Consider the following 16,678-nt stretch of genomic DNA (forward strand, 5'->3'; position numbering starts at 1 on the left):
CGCGAGGTAGTCATGAGCGACCAGAACATGGCGGACGACGTCTACCAGCCCACAGGCGGCAACGAGGAGCAGCAGGACGCGGCGCCGCTGGACCTGCAGGACGCGCTGGACGAGCGTACGTACGACGACATGCTCGACGAGGGGTATTCGCCGCCGGAGAAGCCGCTCGGAGTCACCAGGACCGGCACGACGGCGGCGGAGCAGCACGAGGGCGAGACGCTCGACGAGCGGCTGCGGCAGGAAGTCCCCGACGTCGAGGCCCCCGGCGGTGACGGCATCGGCGACCTGCCGGACGGCGAGGGCGAGCCCATCGACCCGGAGGCCGGGCGGGACCGTGCGGGCCGTCTGGTCGCCCCGGACGGGGGCGCCGAACAGGTGGTGGCCCGGGACGAGGGCATCGACGGTGGCGCGGCGGGCGCGGAGGAGGCGGCGGTCCACATCGTCCGCGACGAGGATCTGCCGCCGCTGCCGGACGAGCGGGACTGAGGGCCGCGGTCCGTCGGCCGTCAGGGCCGTCCTGGCGACTACGACACGTCGGTCCACTACTCCAAGGGGCGTACCGGGTCCTACTGAGAACGTCCGGGCCTCGGCGGGTGCACCTCCCCGGAGAGCTCGGCCCGCCAGGCCCGGGGCCACTCTCCCGGAGGCGGGGGTGCTCCCGCGATGCCGAGGTCCCCCCGCGCGCTCTCGTAGAACGCGTCCCGCGCCGCACTCGCAAGGCGATGGGCCCTGGTCCACATCTCCGCGTCGACCGGTCCCTCCCGGACGAGCAGCTCGATGGTCCAGATCGTCTCGTGCCAGCGGCGCGCCGCCGCGATGGTCTCCGCGTCCCCGACCAGCAGGACGGACTCCCACTCCGTCGCCCGGTGGGACTCGGCGTCGGCGAGGAGGGGCAGCCCGTCCGCAGGCTGCAACGGGTCGGCCACGTCGGTGAATCCGAGGGCGGCGCCGATGCGCTGGGCGATGCGGAGCTGGGACTTGAGGGCGTTGCCGTATCGGCCGTACGTCTCGAAGCGCTTCTCGTCCCACCGCTCCTCCCGCTGCCGCGTCCACCGTCGGCGCTCGGTCAGGCTCTGGACGGCGTACGAGCCGAGCGTGCCGACCACGACGCCCATCAGGGCGGGCAGTTGATCCACGAGCGCCACGGGGCCTCCTCGTCCGGGTCTCCGATGCCGCACGGTACCCACCGGCGGGACTTCCTGCGACGGCGAGCCCCCGTAGGGGGTGGGGAGTAGTCTTCCGAGCATGGAACGTGCCTGTCTTCCAGGGCCGGTTCGCTCTTCGGCGCGGAAGACCCAGTGATGGAGCACCGGGTTTCCGTGCACGAACTGCTCGTCGGTCTCGAACGGGCCGTCGAGGCCGGGGAGCACCGTGTGTGGGCGGTGCGGTGCGCGCATGCGCTGGGCCTGGGGGGAATCGCGGTCTCGATGCGGTCGGGCACCGAGTTGGTGTGGTTCAGCGACGACGTCAGCGCGCGGCTGGAGGATGCGCAGTTCACCTTGGGGCAGGGGCCCGGGGTGGCGGTGGACTTCGGTGAGGCGCCGTACCAGGTGCCGGATCTGTGCGGGTGCGCGGGCGAGCGGTGGCCGCAACTCGGCGCGGAAGCCAAGGCGCTGGGGGTGCGGGCGATGTTCGTCTGGCCGGTCCGCTCGGGTGGGATGCGGCTCGGGGCGCTGACCGGATACCGCGTGACGCCGGGGCCGCTGACCGCGCGGCAGGCGGCGGACGGGCTGCGGGTGGCAGACGCGCTGGCCGTCCGGCTGCTGGCCTGGCGGCCGGGTGCCGACGACTCCTCCGGCGGGCCGGGGGAGGCGGGCGCGGTCGATCTGCACTGGGCCGAAGTGCACCAGGCGACCGGTGTGCTCAGCTACCGGCTCGGCGTGCCACTGGATGAGGCCCTGGTCCGGCTGCGGGCCCGGGCCTTCGCCTCGGGCCGACCACTGACCGAAGCTGCCCGCGAGATCCTCAGGGAACTCCCGTCGTGAACCCCGCTGTTCTGTGCGGGCCCCTCTGGGGGAGGGACCCGGGCACCGAGGAGTCAAGGCATGAGCCGAGAACAGAAGATCGCTGAAACCTTCGTCGAACTCGCCGACACTCTCGTCGCCGACTTCGACGTCATCGACTTCCTGCAGCAGTTGACCGTCCGCTGCCGTGACATCTTCGCGGTCACCGACGTGGCGGTCCTGCTGGCCTACCCGGGGCCGCAGTTGTGCAGCCCCGCCCCCTGCGACCCGAGCCCCACGCTGGCCGCGGTCCTCGATCTGGCCCTGGGGGAAGGCCCGGCTCTGGACGCCTACCGCACCGCGCGCATCGTCAGCCCCGGAAGCCTCGCCACGGCTCCCGCAGCCCGCTGCCCGCCGACGACCTCGCCATGGCCCAGGCGTTCGCCGACGCGGCCACCATCGGCCTGCTCCACGCCCGCACCCTGAAGGCCGCCGACACCGTCAACGAGCAGTTCCACACCGCGCTGCACAGCCGCATCACCATCGAACAGGCCAAGGGCTTCCTCGCGGCCCAGCGCAACACGTCCCTCGACGACGCCTTCGCCGCCATGCGCCGCCACGCCCGCCACCAGCGTCTGCTGCTCACCGACGTGGCCCGGCACATCGTCGACACCGGCGAGCTCCCACCGCCGCCCGCCGCGCCGATGCGTCACTACCCGGCCGGTGGCGCGGCGAACGGCTAGGCCACCAGGCGCTGTTGGGACCTCTCTCCTTTGTCGGAAGCGTTTTTGTCAGAAGCGTTGACGAAGTCCGTGCTCCCTCTTAGCTTCTACGCGTCGTACTTCGTACGTCATATATGAGACGTGATACGCGATACGTGAGATCCGAGGGTGCCCATGACGTCCGTGCCGACCCCGATCCCCTCGCGCACGCAGTTCGTGCTCGAAGCGATCAAGCACCGCATCCTCAGCGGCGAGTTGAGGCCGGGGCAGCCCCTGGTCGAGACGGAGCTCGCCGGTGAGTTCGGGGTCTCCAAGACGCCCGTGCGCGAGGCCCTCAAGACCCTCGCGGGCACCGGCCTCGTCGCGATGAGCCAGTACAAGGGGGCCGCCGTGCGCACCGTGGACGCGGCCATGGCGCGCGAGGTGTACGACGTGCGGCTGCTCCTGGAGCCCGAGGCGCTGCGCCGCACCGTCCACCGCGGCGCGGCGCTCGACACCGCGAGTACGGCACTGGAACGGGCCGACCTCGCCGAGGACGCCGCCGAACGGTCCTTGGCCAACCGGGAGTTCCACCGCACGCTGTACTCCGCCTGCGGCAACCCGCTGCTCGGCCGCCTCCTCGACGAGGTGCGGGACCAGGCCGCTCTCGTCTCAGCCGTCGCCTGGGCGGCCGATCCTTCGTGGGCCCGCGAGGCGGCCGAGCACCAGGAGATCCTGCGGCTCGCCCTCGCCGGGGACGCGGACGGCGCCGCCGAGGCGCTGCACCGCCACATCGCGTCGTTCGTGCAGCGCGCCTTTCCCTTGAAAGGGGACCTCAAGTGACCGTAGCCATAACGGAGTTGTACGACGCTCAGCGCGCCGCGCTCGCCGACGTGGTGGCGATCCCGGTGACCCCCTTCGCCGCGGACGGCTCGATCGACCACGGGGCCCACCGCAAGCTCCTGCGGCGACAGCTCGACGCCGGGGTGCGCACCCTCACGCCGAACGGCAACACGGGGGAGTTCTACGCACTCGCGCCGCAGGAGCGGCGTGCCGTCGTCGAGTCGACCGTCGAGGAGGCGGCGGGCCGGGCGGCGATCCTCGTCGGTGTCGGCCACGACGTAATCACCGCGGTGGACGCCGCCCGGCACGCGGAGGCCGTCGGCGCCAACATGGTGATGATCCATCAGCCCATGCACCCGTACGTCTCCGACAGCGGCTGGGTCGACTACCACCGGGCCGTCGCCGAGGCCGTGCCCTGTCTTGGCGTCGTCCCCTATCTGCGCGACGCCGCGCTGCCCGGCGCCCGCCTCGCCGAACTCGCCGACGCCTGCCCCAATGTCATCGGCGTCAAGTACGCGGTGCCGGACGCGGCACGCTTCGCCGGGTTCGCGCGGGACGCGGGGCTGGACCGGTTCGTGTGGGTCGCCGGGCTCGCCGAGTCGTACGCACCCTCGTACTTCTCGGCGGGAGCCACCGGCTTCACCTCCGGGCTCGTGAACGTCACCCCCGCCCTTTCGCTGCATATGATCGAAGCGCTTCGACGCGGCGACTATCGGGCCGCCATGGACGTATGGGCGAAGATCCGCCGCTTCGAGGAGCTGCGGGCCGCCGACGGATCCGCCCACAACGTCACCGTCGTCAAGGAGGCCCTCGCCGCGCTCGGCCTGTGCCGCCGCGACGTACGCGCCCCGAGCAGCCTCCTGCCGGAAACCGAACGCGCCGAGGTCGCGGCGATCGTCGCCGGGTGGACCGTATGACGTTCCCCGAGGGCGAGTTGCGCAGCCAGCGGTGGTACGGCGAGACCATCTCGTCCGGCCTGCGCTCCTTCAGCCACCGCGCCCGCACCCGGCAGCTCGGCTACCTCCCCGAGGAGCACCTGGGCAAGCCCGTCGTCGCGGTACTCAACACCTGGTCCGACATCAACCCCTGCCACTCCCACCTGCGCGAGCGCGCGCAGGCCGTCAAGCGGGGGGTGTGGCAGGCGGGCGGGTTCCCGCTGGAGTTCCCGGTGTCGACGCTGAGCGAGACCTTCCAGAAGCCGACGCCCATGCTCTACCGCAACCTCCTCGCCATGGAGACCGAGGAGCTGCTCCGCTCGTACCCGGTGGACGGCGCCGTGCTCCTCGGCGGCTGCGACAAGTCGACGCCCGCGCTGCTCATGGGCGCCGCCAGCGTCGACCTGCCCACGGTGTTCGTACCGGCCGGGCCCATGCTGCCCGGGCACTGGCGGGGTGAGGTGCTCGGCTCCGGCACGGACATGTGGAAGTACTGGGACGACCGGCGCGCCGGGCTCATCGGCGACTGCGAGCTGACCGAGCTGGAGAGCGGCCTCGCGCGCTCCCCGGGCCACTGCATGACCATGGGCACCGCATCGACGCTGACCGCCGCCGCGGAGGCGCTCGGCGTGACGATGCCCGGCGCCTCGTCGATCCCCGCCGTCGACTCCGGGCACGAGCGGATGGCCGCCGCCTCCGGCCTTCGCATCGTCGAACTCGTCCGGCAGGGGCGGACGTTGTCGCGGATCCTCACCCCGGACGCCTTCGCGGACGCGGTCACCACCGTCCTCGGGCTCGGCGGCTCCACCAACGCCGTCATCCACCTCATCGCGCTGGCCGGGCGAGCCGGGGTACGGCTCGCCCTCGACGACTTCGACCGGATCGCCCGCACCGTGCCCGTCCTCGCCAACGTACGTCCTGGCGGCGAGCGCTACCTGATGGAGGACTTCCACTTCGCGGGCGGACTGCCCGGCTTCCTGTCGCGCATCACGGACCTGCTGCACCTCGACCGCCCCACCGTCGCGCACGACACCCTGCGCGAGCAGCTCGCGGGCGCCCGCGTCCACCACGCCGACGTGATCCGCCCCCGCGACAACCCGGTCGCCACGGAGGGTGGAGTCGCCGTCCTGCGCGGCAACCTCTGCCCGGACGGCGCCGTCATCAAGCACATCGCCGCCGAGCCGCGGCTGCTCCGGCACACCGGGCCCGCCGTCGTGTTCGACGACTACCGCACCCTGCAGCGCACCATCGACGATCCGGCGCTCGGCATCACGCCCGACCACGTCCTCGTGCTGCGGGGCGCGGGCCCCAAGGGCGGGCCCGGCATGCCCGAGTACGGGATGCTGCCGATCCCCGCGTACCTGCTGAAGCAGGGGGTGCGGGACATGGTGCGGATCTCCGACGCACGGATGAGCGGCACGTCGTACGGCACGTGTGTGCTGCACATCGCGCCCGAATCGTACGTCGGCGGACCGCTCGCCGTCGTCCGCACCGGCGACCTCATCACCCTCGACGTACCGGCGCGGAGCCTGCGACTCGACGTGTCCGAAGATGAGTTGGCGCTGCGCAGGAGTGCGTGGGTGGCGCCGCCAGCCCGTTACGAGCGGGGCTACGGCGCGCTCTACAGCGAGCAGATCACGCAGGCCGACACGGGGTGCGACTTCGCGTTCCTGGCCAGGCCCGGCACGGTGCCGGACCCGTACGTCGGCTGACAGCGGCAGGAGTACCTGGGCCCCGCCCCTTCATGCCCGAGCCCTGCTATGTCCGAGATCTCGAACAACGTACGCGAAGCGCTTCACCTCTCTACATCCACGATCGGAGAAGTGTCATGGCACACGCCGCAGCCGTGGCGAAGCCACCGCCCGGCACCGCGCAGGCGCCGCCGCCCCCGCCGGGGAAGCGGCGCAGAACCGGGACGACCCCGCGCCGACTGCCGTACCTGCTGATCGCCCCGGCCGCCCTGCTGATGCTCGGCTTCATCGCCTACCCGGTGCTCAGCGTCTTCTACTACAGCCTGCGCCACCACAACCCCACCAAGCCCTGGCGTAACGGCTTCGCAGGCCTCGACAACTTCGTCACCGCGTTCACCGACGACCCGGACTTCTGGCGCACCCTCGGCTTCAGCTTCCAGTGGGTGGCCGTCGAGGTCGTTCTCCAACTGCTGCTCGGGCTCGCGCTCGCACTCCTCGTCAACCAGACCTTCGTCGGCCGCGCGGCGGCCCGCGCCCTCGTCTTCTCGCCGTGGGCCGTCTCCGGCGTGCTGACGTCCACGATCTGGCTGCTGATGTTCAACTCCCAGACGGGCATCACCCGTTACCTCGCCGACCTCGGCGTCGGCTCCTACGGTACGTCCTGGCTCTCCGACACCGGCACCGTCTTCCCCGCCGTCGTCGTCGCCGAACTCTGGCGTGGCGTCCCCTTCTTCGCGATCCTCATCCTCGCCGACCTCCAGTCCGTGTCGAAGGACCTGTACGAGGCGGCCGAGGTGGACGGAGCCAGTCGCGTCCGGCAGTTCTTCCACATCACGCTGCCGCACCTGAAGGACGCGATCATCCTCTCCACGCTGCTCCGCGCGGTCTGGGAGTTCAACAACGTCGACCTGCTCTACACGCTCACCGGCGGCGGACCCGCGGGCGAGACCACGACCCTGCCGCTGCGCATCGCGTCCATCGCCGTCGACTCCCACGACTTCGGCTACGCCTCCGCGCTGACCGCCATCGCCTTCGTGATTCTTCTCTTCTGCTCGCTGCTCTATCTGCGGCTCAGCAAGTTCGGGGGGCAGGACAAGTGACCGTCGCCGTCACCACCGCCGACCAGCGCACGAGACGGGCCAAGAAGCGCGCCTGGGACGAGGCCCCCCGCTGGCAGATCTACCTCCCCCTCGGCCTCTACCTCCTCTTCACCCTCATCCCCTTCTACTGGATCCTGCTCTTCGCCCTGCGCCCCAGCGGCTCCACCTCGCTGGTGCCGTGGCCCGTCACCTTCGAGCACTTCGACAAGGTGTGGACCGAGCGCAGCTTCGCGACGTTCTTCCAGAACAGCCTGCTCGTCGGCGTCGCGTCCATGGTGATGACCACGCTCGTCGCCCTCGCGGGCGGCTATGCCCTGGCCCGCTTCGACTTCCGGATCAAACGCGGCTTCATGCTGGCGCTGCTGTGCTCGCAGTTCATCCCCGGCGCCCTGATGCTCGTGCCGCTCTTCCAGATCTTCGCCGAACTGCAGATGATCAACTCGCTCGGCAGTGTGATCGTCGCCGAGACCGTCTTCCAGCTCCCGCTCTCGATGATTCTGATCAGCGGCTTCATCAAGAACGTCCCGTACTCCCTGGAGGAGGCCGCCTGGGTCGACGGCTGCGGACGCTTCCGGGCGTTCTGCGCCATCGTGCTTCCGATGCTGCGGCCCGGCCTGATCGCCGTGGGGTCCTTCGCGTTCGTGCACAGCTGGAACCACTTCCTCTTCGCCCTGATGTTCCTCAGTGACCAGGGCAAGCAGACGATCCCGGTGGGCCTCGCCACGCTCATGGGGGCCGACAGCGTCGACCTCGGCGCGCTCGCCGCGGGCGGTGTCGTCGCCGCCGTGCCCGTCGTGATCGTCTTCGCCTTCATCCAGAAGTGGCTGGTCACCGGGTTCAGCGCCGGGGCGGTGAAGGGGTGAGCACCGGAGCCGGGAGCCGACGGCCGCCGCTGCCCGTGGTCCTGGCAGGGGCGCGCGGCCACGGCGTCCGGCACCTGGAGAACATCCGCCGCCTCCAGCACACCGGTCTCGTACGCCTCGTGGGCGTCTGCGAGCTGCGGCCGCTCACCGACGAGGAACTCGACGGGTTCGGGAAGGTGGCGCAGTCCGAGGACTTCGCGGGGCTGCTCGACTCGACCGGCGCCGCCGTCGCCGTGATCTGCACGCCCATCCCCACCCACACCGGGCTGGCCCTCGCCGCCGCCGCACGCGGCGTCCACCTGCTCCTGGAGAAGCCGCCCGCGCCGTCGTACGAGGAGTTCCTGCGCATGGCCGACGCGGCCGCCGCCGCGGGCACCGCCGTCCAGATCGGCTTCCAGTCGCTCGGCTCGCACGCGATCCCCGCCGTCCGAAGGCTGATCGCTGAGGGGGCGGTCGGTGACGTGACCGGTGTCGGCGGGGCGGGCGCATGGGTGCGCGACGAGGCCTACTTCCGCCGTGCGCCCTGGGCGGGACGACGCCGACTCGGCGGCGCGGACGTCGTCGACGGCGTCCTGACCAACCCCCTCGCGCACGCCGTCGCCACCGCCCTCGCACTGGCCGACGCCACGGGGGCCGAGGACGTCACGTCGGTGGAGACGGAACTGTTCCGGGCCCACGCCATCGAGTCCGACGACACCTCCTGCGTACGCGTCCGCACGGCGACCGGCGGCCGGGTCACCGTGGCGGCGACGCTGTGTGCGGAGACGGCCGGGGAACCGTACGTCGTCGTGCACGGCACCCGGGGGCGCATCACCTTCCGGTACCGGCAGGACCGGGTGGAGGTGCGCGGCGCGGGCGCGGGCCCCACCCCGGCGCACACCACCCTCCACGACAGGACCGACCTCCTGGAGAACCTCGTCGAGCACCTCGCGGGCCGCACCCGGCTCCTCGCGCCGCCCGCCGCGACCGGCGCCTTCATGCGGGTCGTCGAGGCCGTCAGGACCGCCCCCGACCCGGTCGAACTGCCCGAGCGGGCCTGGCGCGCGGCCCCGGGCGCAACCGCGGGACGACGCGTCGTGCCCGGCATCGACGGCCTGGTCACGCTCGCCGCCGACACCCTCTGCCTCTACTCCGAGCTGGGTGCCGACTGGGCCCGGCCCGCCCCGACGACCTTCACAACGAGGTGAGTACGTCATGAAGCATTCCCTCGTCCTGCGCTGCGCGGGACGGCCCGTCGGCCGCTACGCCTACCGGACCGACCTGGAACGGCGGCTGTCCCCGCGCCCCTACCTGCACCCGGTCACGACCCTCGCGGGGACGACCGTCAGCGAGCTCGGCCCGGCGGACCACCCGCACCACCTCGGGGTCGGCGTGGCCGTGCCCGACGTGGCGGGCCGCAACTTCTGGGGCGGCCGCACCTTCGTACGGGACCGGGGGCCCGTCGACCTAGACGACCACGGGGTGCAGCGCCACCAGGGCTTCAAGCTGCACGACCCCGACGGCTTCATGGAGGAGCTGACCTGGATGGCCGCGGGCGAGGTGCTGCTGAGGGAGCACCGCACGGTCGCCGCCACCGAACTCGGCGCCACCGCATGGGCGTTGGACTTCACCTTCTCCCTCACCAACGTCACCGGCGACGAGGTGTCCTTCGCCAGCCCCGCCACCAACGGCCGACCCGGCGCCGGGTACGGAGGATTCTTCTGGCGCGCCCCCAAGGAGTCCGCGCCCCCGCGCGTGTTCACCGCGGACACCGAGGGCGAGGCGTCCGCACACGCGGCCCGCGCCGACTGGCTGGCCCTGGCGGGCGACGGCTGGACCCTGGTGTTCGCCGGGGCCACCGCGGCGACCCGCCGCGACCCGTGGTTCGTGCGCGCCGCCGAGTACCCCGGCGTCGGCTCCTCCCTCGCCGCGGGGGAGCGGCTGCAGGTCGCGCCGGGCGACACCGTCGTACGCCGCGTGGTGACCGTCGTCGCCGACGGCACCCTCACGCGCGACGAGGCGACGGCGCTGGTCCGCAAGGCGGTGACGGCGTGAAGGCGCCCGGCCCCGACGACGGCACCTACCGCAACCCCGTCCTCGCCGCCGACTGGTCCGACCCCGACGTGCTGCGGGTCGGCGACGACTTCTACCTCACCGCGTCCAGCTTCGGCCGCGCCCCCGGGCTTCCGCTGCTGCACTCCCGCGACCTGGTCAACTGGACGCTGATCGGCCATGCCGTCGACCGCCTGGAGCCCGCGGAGGCCTTCACCGTGCCCCGGCACGACTGTGGGATCTGGGCGCCCTCGCTGCGTCGGCACGGCGGACGGTTCTGGATCTTCTGGGGCGACCCCGACCACGGGATCTTTCAGGTCAACGCGCCCGAGATCCGCGGCCCCTGGACCCGCCCGCACCTCATCAAACCCGGCAAGGGCTTCATCGACGCGTGCCCCCTGTGGGACGACGAGTCGGGTACCGCCCACCTCGTGCACGCCTGGGCCAAGTCGCGGTCCGGCGTGAAGAACCGCATCACGGGCCACCGGATGAGCCCCGACGGGCGTGAACTGCTCGACGAGGGGCAGGTGTTGATCGACGGCGACCTGATCCCCGGCTGGTTCACCCTCGAAGGTCCCAAGATCTACCGGCACGACGGCTGGTTCTGGATCCTCGCCCCGGCCGGGGGAGTGGCGACGGGCTGGCAGGGCGCCTTCCGCTCCCGCGGCTTCCACGGACCGTACGAGGAACGCATCGTGCTGCAGCAGGGCGGCACCGACGTCAACGGTCCGCACCAGGGCGGGTGGGTGCGCACCGCCCGCGGCGAGGACTGGTTCCTGCACTTCCAGCAGCGCGGACCCTACGGGCGAGTCGTCCACCTCCAGCCGATGCGCTGGGACGCCGACGGCTGGCCGGTGCTCGGCGACGACGGCGCCCCCGTACGCGTACACCCCAAGCCGGACCTGCCGCGGCAGCCCGCCGCCGCGCCCGCCACCGACGACGACTTCCCCGGCGGACGGCACGGACGGCAGTGGCAGTGGACCGCCAACCCCCGTGCCGGATGGGCCACTTCGCACCCCGGCGACGGCCTGCAACTGGCCTGCGTGCGCACCGCCCAGGCGCCCGATCTGCGGACGCTGCCGCATGTGCTCACCCAGCGCCTGCCGCTCGCGCCGTGCGTCGCGGAGGTCGGACTGAGCCTGGCCGCGGACGCGCCGGGCGCGCGGGCCGGGTTCGCGGTACTCGGTGACGCGTACTCCTGGATCGGCCTGGAACGGGACGCGGACGGCACGGACCGGCTCGTGCACCGGTTCGCCGAGCGGGACGGCCCCGAGCGCGACGCCGAGCGCCCGCGCCCGGCGCCGGACGGCACGGCCCTACTGCGCATCGAGGTCACCGAGGGCGCCCGCTGCCGCCTCCACGCGGACACCGGCGACGGATTCCGGCCCTCGGGACCGGTGTTCGCCGCGACGCCGTGGAACTGGGTCGGCGCGCTGTTCGGCCTGTTCGCGGCCGCGCCGAGCGGCCGGGGCCCGGCCGGTACGGCCCTGTTCACGCACTTCCGGATCACCCACTGAAGATCCACCCACTGAGGAGCGAGCCGACGATGAAGAAGAGAACGAGCACGACCGCCCTCGCGCTGACCGCGGTCCTCGCACTGACCGCCACCGCCTGCGGCGACGACGGCAGCGGCGTGGCGGGGGACAAGGGCGGCGAGGGCTCGGGCAAGGGCGAGATCACCTTCTGGGACAACAACACGGCCGTCCGGCACGACATCTGGCAGGAGATCATCAAGGACTTCGAGAGCGCCAACCCCGAGATCAAGGTCAAGTACGTCGGCGTGCCCGCGGAGAGCGTCCAGTCCAAGTACGACACCGCCATCCAGGGCGGCGGACTGCCCGATGTCGGCGGTGTCGGCGCGGCCATGCTCGCCGGGATCGCCGCGCAGGACGCCCTGGAGCCGCTGGACCAACGCGTCGACGGCAGCGCGCTGGGTGGCGAGCTGAACAAGGGGATGGTGGACAGCGTGCGGGCGGCCGGTGGCGGCAGTCGGCTGTACACGGTGCCGACCTCCGCCAGCAACGGCGTCCTCTACTACCGCACGGACCTGTTCGAGGCGGCGGGCCTCGACGCGCCCACCACCTGGTCCAGGTTCTACGAGGCGGCCGACGAGCTCACCGACCAGAAGGACAACCGCTTCGGATACACCATCCGCGGCGGCGAGGGCTCCATCGCGCAGGCGCTCGACGCCATGTACGGGCAGTCGGGCATCGGCTCGTTCTGGGACGGCGACAAGACCACCGTCAACCATCCGAAGAACGTGGCCGCGTTGAAGAAGTACGCAGCCCTCTACAAGGCGGCCACGCCCTCCGCCGACCTCAACAACGACTTCACGAAGATGAACGCCCAATGGGACAACGGGCGGATCGGGATGCTCAGTCACAACCTCGGGTCCTACGCGGACCATGTGAAGGCGCTCGGCCAGGGCAAGTTCCGCGGCCTGCCGAACCCGACGACCGACGCGGGTGTCCGCGTACAGGTGTCCAACCCGGTCGACGGGCTCGGCCTGTTCAAGTCGAGCAAGAACAAGAAGGCCGCCTGGAAGTTCATGGAGTTCGCGGCCTCGCACGCCGCCAACAGCAAGTGGAACGAGTCGGCGGGTGCCATTCCCGCCAACACCCGTGCCGCCAAGGACCCTTGGGTGAGGAAGGCGGAAACGACCGAGCTGGCGGCCGCCGCACTGAACGACGGCTCCACGAAGATCGTGCAGCTCCCGTACTACCTGCCTGACTGGAACACCATCAGCAAGGCCGAGAACGAGCCGGACTTCCAGAAAGTGCTGCTCGGCAAGATGTCGGCGGAGGACTTCCTCGACGGTCTTGCCGAGCAGCTCAATGAGGCGCAGGCCGAATGGCAGGAACAGAACCGGTGACGCGCGGCGCCTACGACGAGGCGTTGTAGGCGCAGTAGATCGCGACCCAGTCGGTGATGCCCAGGGTGATGACGCAGGGGATGCACTGCAGCGGGCCCGTGAAGCAGGCGCTACACGTGGCGGCGATGGCTGCCAGGGTCGCCGCCGTGTATCCCTGCCGGATCATGCAGGCCTTGAAACGCTCCCACCAGCTGGCCGCGAGCAGCTTCGGCCGTGTGGGTGCCACGGCTGCCGAGGATTCCGTGGCGTCCTTGGCCTCCTTGGGGGTGGCGCTCACCTCGCCGTTGGGGGCCGCCGTCCTGTCGAGCGTGGCCTTGCCGTCGATCCAGACACGCACCCGGACGGAGTCGTCGGGGAGGTTCTGGTACACGTGCTCAATGGTCTGGGTGACGCGACCGGAGCGGTCGTACACGGTGGCGAGCATGCTGGGGGCGGCGGCGGTGCCCGCATAGGTGAGGTAGACGATGCGGACGCCGGTGGAGCGCGAAACGCGCACGGTGGCGCCGGCCGCGTCGATGCCCGATCCTTCGGGAAGATGTACGGCGATCTTTCCGGAGAGGACCTGATTCTTCGTGCGCTCGATATACGCACGGGACTTTTCCGGGGTTTCCTCCGCGTACTGCCTGCGGAAGTCGGAACCGTCCTTCACGAGTTTTGCGTAACCGTGACGGCTGGGAGGATTCGGTTCGCTCCGCTGGTCGGAGGCGTGCGCGCTGAAGGGAACCACCGCGGCGATCGTGGCCGAAGCCACGACGAGAACGAGGGCGCGGAGCCACAAGAGCGGCGCATCTCGGAAAACGGATCTTTTCATGGTTGATTGCTTCTCCGGGGTCTGGGGACTTGCTTTTGAAGCTACCCGGAGGTGAAAAGGGATGCCGCTCTACTGCGCCGTTGGAGTAAAGCGGAATCCTTTGGCGGAAAGTGCGGGGAACCAGTGGGAGCGCTCCCATAATCATGATATTGCGAGGGCATGTCAAGAGAGTGGGCGCGTATCGGGGTGTCGAATTCATTCGACTAATAAATCTCCGGAGAATGCGTGAACCTATCTGGCCCCAGCGGCAACTCCCTGATAGCTTCCGCGTTCAACAGTGGGAGCGATTCCGTCAGTTGATCTCGAAGGAGTCGCTCATGCGACACCCCCCACGTCTGTCACGCATGCTCGCCGTGCTGGCAGGCGCTCTGCTCGCCGCCGGTGGCTTCACCGCCCCGACCGCCTCTTCGGCGGTCGTGGCCGGGCCCGCCGCGGCCGCCACCCCGCCCGTCCTGCGCGCCGAGGGCAACAAGCTCGTCGACGCGCAGGGCGCCACCCGCCGCCTCCTCGGAGTCAACCGCTCCGGCGGCGAGTTCGCCTGCGTCCAGGGCCGGGGCATCTTCGACGGCCCCGTCGACGACGCCTCCGTCCAGGCCATCGCGGACTGGAAGGCCAACACCGTCCGCATCCCCCTCAACGAAGAGTGCTGGCTCGGCACCGCCAACATCGACCCCCGGTACGGCGGTGCCAACTACCGTGCAGCGATAGACGAATTGGTGCAGCGTGTCCAGAAGCACGGCATGACCCCGGTCGTCGAACTGCACTGGTCGTACGGCCAGTACACCGGCAACTCGGCGGGCTGCGCCGACGTTCACGCAAGCTGCCAGAAGCCGATGCCGAACGCCCAGTACACACCTGCGTTCTGGACCTCGGTCGCCAACGCGTACAAGAACGACCCCGAAGTCGCCTTCGACCTCTTCAACGAGCCCTATCCGGACCGGGCGACCCCCACCACCGCCGAGGCCTGGGCCTGCTGGCGGGACGGCGGCAGCTGCCCCGGCATCGGCTACGAGGTCGCCGGGATGCAGGACCTGCTGGACGCGGTGCGCGCGACCGGCGCCAAGAACCTCGTCCTCGCGGGCGGGATCGCGTACGCGAACGACCTCAGCGGCTGGCTGCGGCACGCGCCCCACGACCCGGCGGGCAATCTCGCCGCGGCCTGGCACGTCTACAACTTCAACACCTGTTCCGACGAGGCGTGCTGGCAGCGCACCCTCGCCCCCGTCGCCGCCGAAGTCCCGCTCGTCGCGGGCGAGATCGGCGAGAACACGTGCGCCCACGGGTTCATCGACCGCGTCATGAAGTGGTTCGACGGCCGCGGGCTCTCGTACCTCGGCTGGACCTGGAACGCCTGGGACTGCTCATCGGGCCCGGCCCTCATCACCTCCTACGACGGCACACCCACCCCGTTCGGCAGCGGGCTCCGCGACCACCTGCGCGCCCTCGACACCCGAGCCCTCGAAACCCGAGCCCTCGACGCCCGAGCCCTCGAAACCCGAGAGGAAACGACCACATCATGAGCCGCACCCACCACAGATCACGCACCCTCCTGCTCGCCCTCGCCACCACGCTCGCCGTGAGTGGCGGCACCGCCGCGGCACTCGCCGGTGACACCACCGCCACCCCCACCGCCGCGGCCGCCGCACGCGTCGACAACCCCTACGCGGGCGCCAAGGTCTATGTGAACCCCGAGTGGAAGGCGAAGGCCGACGCCGAACCGGGCGGCAGCCGGATCTCCGGCCAGCCGACCGGCGTCTGGCTCGACCGGATCGCCGCGATCGAGGGCGCAGGCAACGCGATGGGCCTGCGCGACCACCTCGACGCGGCACTCCAACAAGGCGCAGGAGTGGTCCAGTTAGTCATCTACAACCTGCCGGGCCGCGACTGTGCGGCCCTCGCCTCCAACGGCGAGCTCGGCCCCACCGAGATCGACCGGTACAAGAAGGAGTACATCGACCCGATCGCGCAGATCCTCGCCGACACGAAGTACGCCGGCCTCCGCGTCGTCACGACCGTCGAGATCGACTCGCTGCCCAACCTCGTCACCAACACCTCCGGCCGCCCCACCGCGACCCCCGAGTGCGACGTGATGAAGGCCAACGGCAACTACGTGAAGGGCGTCGGCTACGCCCTGAACAAGCTCGGCGCCGTCCCGAACGTCTACAACTACGTGGACGCGGGCCACCACGGCTGGATCGGCTGGGACGACAACTTCGCCGCCTCCGCGCAGGTCTTCCACCAGGCGGCGACCGCCGAGGGCAGCACGGTCGACAAGGTGCACGGCTTCATCACCAACACCGCCAACTACAGCGCGCTGAAGGAGGAGAACTTCAAGATCGGCGACACGGTCAACGGCAGGTCGGTCCGCGAGTCCAAGTGGGTCGACTGGAACCGCTACACCGACGAGCTCTCCTTCGCCCAGGCCTTCCGCAACCAGCTCGTCTCCGCCGGTTTCCGCTCGGACATCGGCATGCTGATCGACACCAGCCGCAACGGCTGGGGAGGCACCGCACGCCCCGCGCGGCCCGGCCCCACGACGGACGTGGACTCCTACGTCAACGGCGGCCGCTACGACCGCCGCATCCACGTCGGCAACTGGTGCAACCAGTCGGGCGCGGGCCTCGGCGAACGGCCGAAGGCGGCGCCCGCGGCCGGGATCGACGCCTACGTCTGGATGAAGCCGCCGGGGGAGTCCGACGGCGCGAGCAAGGAGATCCCGAACGACGAGGGCAAGGGCTTCGACCGGATGTGCGACCCCACGTACGAGGGGAACGTGCGCAACAACTACAGCAAGTCCGGCGCGCTGCCCGACGCGCCGCTCTCCGGGCACTGGTTCTCTGCACAGTTCCAGGAGCTCATGAAGAACGCGCACCCGAAGCTGTAGGGCG

General features: G+C 70.9%; 17 protein-coding genes. 15 read left to right on the forward strand and 2 right to left on the reverse strand.

The window, feature by feature from the left end:
• Positions 1 to 12 precede the first annotated feature (12 nt).
• Positions 13 to 486 (forward strand): DUF5709 domain-containing protein, encoded by a 474-nt coding sequence (locus tag AC068B_RS13355; RefSeq protein ID WP_478671392.1) that lies wholly within the window; start codon positions 13 to 15, stop codon positions 484 to 486.
• Positions 487 to 566: 80 nt separating this feature from the next.
• On the opposite strand, the gene AC068B_RS13360 is transcribed toward AC068B_RS13355, so the two are convergent.
• The gene (locus AC068B_RS13360; RefSeq protein ID WP_478671393.1) at positions 567 to 1,145 is read right to left on the reverse strand and encodes a hypothetical protein; all 579 of its coding nucleotides are present in this window, start codon (positions 1,143 to 1,145) and stop codon (positions 567 to 569) included.
• Positions 1,146 to 1,301: 156 nt separating this feature from the next.
• On the opposite strand from AC068B_RS13360, the gene AC068B_RS13365 reads away from it, so the two are divergent.
• From AC068B_RS13365 to AC068B_RS13420, 12 genes are all read left to right on the forward strand, one after another.
• Positions 1,302 to 1,985, forward strand: coding sequence for an ANTAR domain-containing protein (locus AC068B_RS13365; protein WP_478671395.1), 684 nt, complete (start codon positions 1,302 to 1,304; stop codon positions 1,983 to 1,985).
• 60 nt (positions 1,986 to 2,045) lie between these two features.
• Positions 2,046 to 2,429, forward strand: coding sequence for a hypothetical protein (locus tag AC068B_RS13370; RefSeq protein WP_478671397.1), 384 nt, complete (start codon positions 2,046 to 2,048; stop codon positions 2,427 to 2,429).
• Complete coding sequence (locus AC068B_RS13375; RefSeq protein ID WP_478671398.1) at positions 2,372 to 2,686, forward strand: ANTAR domain-containing protein; 315 nt, start codon at positions 2,372 to 2,374, stop codon at positions 2,684 to 2,686. Before AC068B_RS13370 ends, AC068B_RS13375 begins: the two co-directional genes overlap by 58 nt.
• A 153-nt stretch (positions 2,687 to 2,839) precedes the next feature.
• Positions 2,840 to 3,487 (forward strand): GntR family transcriptional regulator, encoded by a 648-nt coding sequence (locus tag AC068B_RS13380; RefSeq protein ID WP_478671400.1) that lies wholly within the window; start codon positions 2,840 to 2,842, stop codon positions 3,485 to 3,487.
• Positions 3,488 to 3,495: 8 nt separating this feature from the next.
• Entirely contained in the window at positions 3,496 to 4,404 is a 909-nt protein-coding gene (locus AC068B_RS13385) for a dihydrodipicolinate synthase family protein (RefSeq protein ID WP_478672059.1), read from the forward strand.
• A complete protein-coding gene (gene araD, locus AC068B_RS13390; RefSeq protein WP_478671402.1) occupies positions 4,401 to 6,134 on the forward strand; it encodes an L-arabinonate dehydratase in 1,734 nt (577 codons plus the stop codon). The genes AC068B_RS13385 and araD overlap by 4 nt, the downstream gene beginning before the upstream one ends.
• 116 nt (positions 6,135 to 6,250) lie before the next feature.
• On the forward strand, positions 6,251 to 7,213 hold the full coding sequence (locus AC068B_RS13395; RefSeq protein WP_478671404.1) for a carbohydrate ABC transporter permease: 963 nt from the start codon (positions 6,251 to 6,253) through the stop codon (positions 7,211 to 7,213).
• Positions 7,210 to 8,076, forward strand: coding sequence for a carbohydrate ABC transporter permease (locus AC068B_RS13400; RefSeq protein ID WP_478671406.1), 867 nt, complete (start codon positions 7,210 to 7,212; stop codon positions 8,074 to 8,076). Before AC068B_RS13395 ends, AC068B_RS13400 begins: the two co-directional genes overlap by 4 nt.
• Positions 8,073 to 9,263 carry a Gfo/Idh/MocA family protein gene (locus tag AC068B_RS13405; RefSeq protein ID WP_478671407.1) on the forward strand — a complete coding sequence of 397 codons (1,191 nt, stop codon included), beginning with the start codon at positions 8,073 to 8,075 and terminating at the stop codon, positions 9,261 to 9,263. The genes AC068B_RS13400 and AC068B_RS13405 overlap by 4 nt, the downstream gene beginning before the upstream one ends.
• A gap of 7 nt (positions 9,264 to 9,270) precedes the next feature.
• On the forward strand, positions 9,271 to 10,110 hold the full coding sequence (locus AC068B_RS13410; RefSeq protein ID WP_478671408.1) for a DUF6807 domain-containing protein: 840 nt from the start codon (positions 9,271 to 9,273) through the stop codon (positions 10,108 to 10,110).
• The gene (locus AC068B_RS13415) at positions 10,107 to 11,624 is read left to right on the forward strand and encodes a glycoside hydrolase family 43 protein (protein ID WP_478671410.1); all 1,518 of its coding nucleotides are present in this window, start codon (positions 10,107 to 10,109) and stop codon (positions 11,622 to 11,624) included. The genes AC068B_RS13410 and AC068B_RS13415 overlap by 4 nt, the downstream gene beginning before the upstream one ends.
• A 29-nt stretch (positions 11,625 to 11,653) precedes the next feature.
• Complete coding sequence (locus tag AC068B_RS13420; protein ID WP_478671411.1) at positions 11,654 to 12,979, forward strand: ABC transporter substrate-binding protein; 1,326 nt, start codon at positions 11,654 to 11,656, stop codon at positions 12,977 to 12,979.
• 10 nt (positions 12,980 to 12,989) lie between these two features.
• Here AC068B_RS13420 and AC068B_RS13425 read toward each other — a convergent pair whose 3' ends face one another.
• Positions 12,990 to 13,628: a hypothetical protein gene (locus AC068B_RS13425; RefSeq protein ID WP_478671412.1), complete on the reverse strand. Its 639-nt coding sequence runs from the start codon at positions 13,626 to 13,628 to the stop codon at positions 12,990 to 12,992.
• Between the two features lie 479 nt (positions 13,629 to 14,107).
• Here AC068B_RS13425 and AC068B_RS13430 point away from each other — a divergent pair, with 479 nt between their 5' ends.
• Together AC068B_RS13430 and AC068B_RS13435 are read left to right on the forward strand one after the other, a co-directional pair.
• The gene (locus AC068B_RS13430; protein WP_478671414.1) at positions 14,108 to 15,310 is read left to right on the forward strand and encodes a glycoside hydrolase family 5 protein; all 1,203 of its coding nucleotides are present in this window, start codon (positions 14,108 to 14,110) and stop codon (positions 15,308 to 15,310) included.
• Positions 15,307 to 16,674 carry a glycoside hydrolase family 6 protein gene (locus AC068B_RS13435; RefSeq protein WP_478671416.1) on the forward strand — a complete coding sequence of 456 codons (1,368 nt, stop codon included), beginning with the start codon at positions 15,307 to 15,309 and terminating at the stop codon, positions 16,672 to 16,674. The genes AC068B_RS13430 and AC068B_RS13435 overlap by 4 nt, the downstream gene beginning before the upstream one ends.
• Positions 16,675 to 16,678: the final 4 nt, after the last annotated feature.

The organism is Streptomyces sp. NPDC042371, assembly GCF_056437465.1.

Coding starts and splice junctions, on each gene's coding strand:
- AC068B_RS13375 (WP_478671398.1), top strand. CDS start 2,372: ATGGCCCAGGCGTTCGCCGACGCGGCCACCATCGGCCTGCTCCACGCC.
- AC068B_RS13430 (WP_478671414.1), top strand. CDS start 14,108: ATGCGACACCCCCCACGTCTGTCACGCATGCTCGCCGTGCTGGCAGGC.
- AC068B_RS13370 (WP_478671397.1), top strand. CDS start 2,046: ATGAGCCGAGAACAGAAGATCGCTGAAACCTTCGTCGAACTCGCCGAC.
- AC068B_RS13435 (WP_478671416.1), top strand. CDS start 15,307: ATGAGCCGCACCCACCACAGATCACGCACCCTCCTGCTCGCCCTCGCC.
- AC068B_RS13365 (WP_478671395.1), top strand. CDS start 1,302: ATGGAGCACCGGGTTTCCGTGCACGAACTGCTCGTCGGTCTCGAACGG.
- AC068B_RS13410 (WP_478671408.1), top strand. CDS start 9,271: ATGAAGCATTCCCTCGTCCTGCGCTGCGCGGGACGGCCCGTCGGCCGC.
- AC068B_RS13420 (WP_478671411.1), top strand. CDS start 11,654: ATGAAGAAGAGAACGAGCACGACCGCCCTCGCGCTGACCGCGGTCCTC.
- araD (WP_478671402.1), top strand. CDS start 4,401: ATGACGTTCCCCGAGGGCGAGTTGCGCAGCCAGCGGTGGTACGGCGAG.
- AC068B_RS13395 (WP_478671404.1), top strand. CDS start 6,251: ATGGCACACGCCGCAGCCGTGGCGAAGCCACCGCCCGGCACCGCGCAG.
- AC068B_RS13380 (WP_478671400.1), top strand. CDS start 2,840: ATGACGTCCGTGCCGACCCCGATCCCCTCGCGCACGCAGTTCGTGCTC.
- AC068B_RS13355 (WP_478671392.1), top strand. CDS start 13: ATGAGCGACCAGAACATGGCGGACGACGTCTACCAGCCCACAGGCGGC.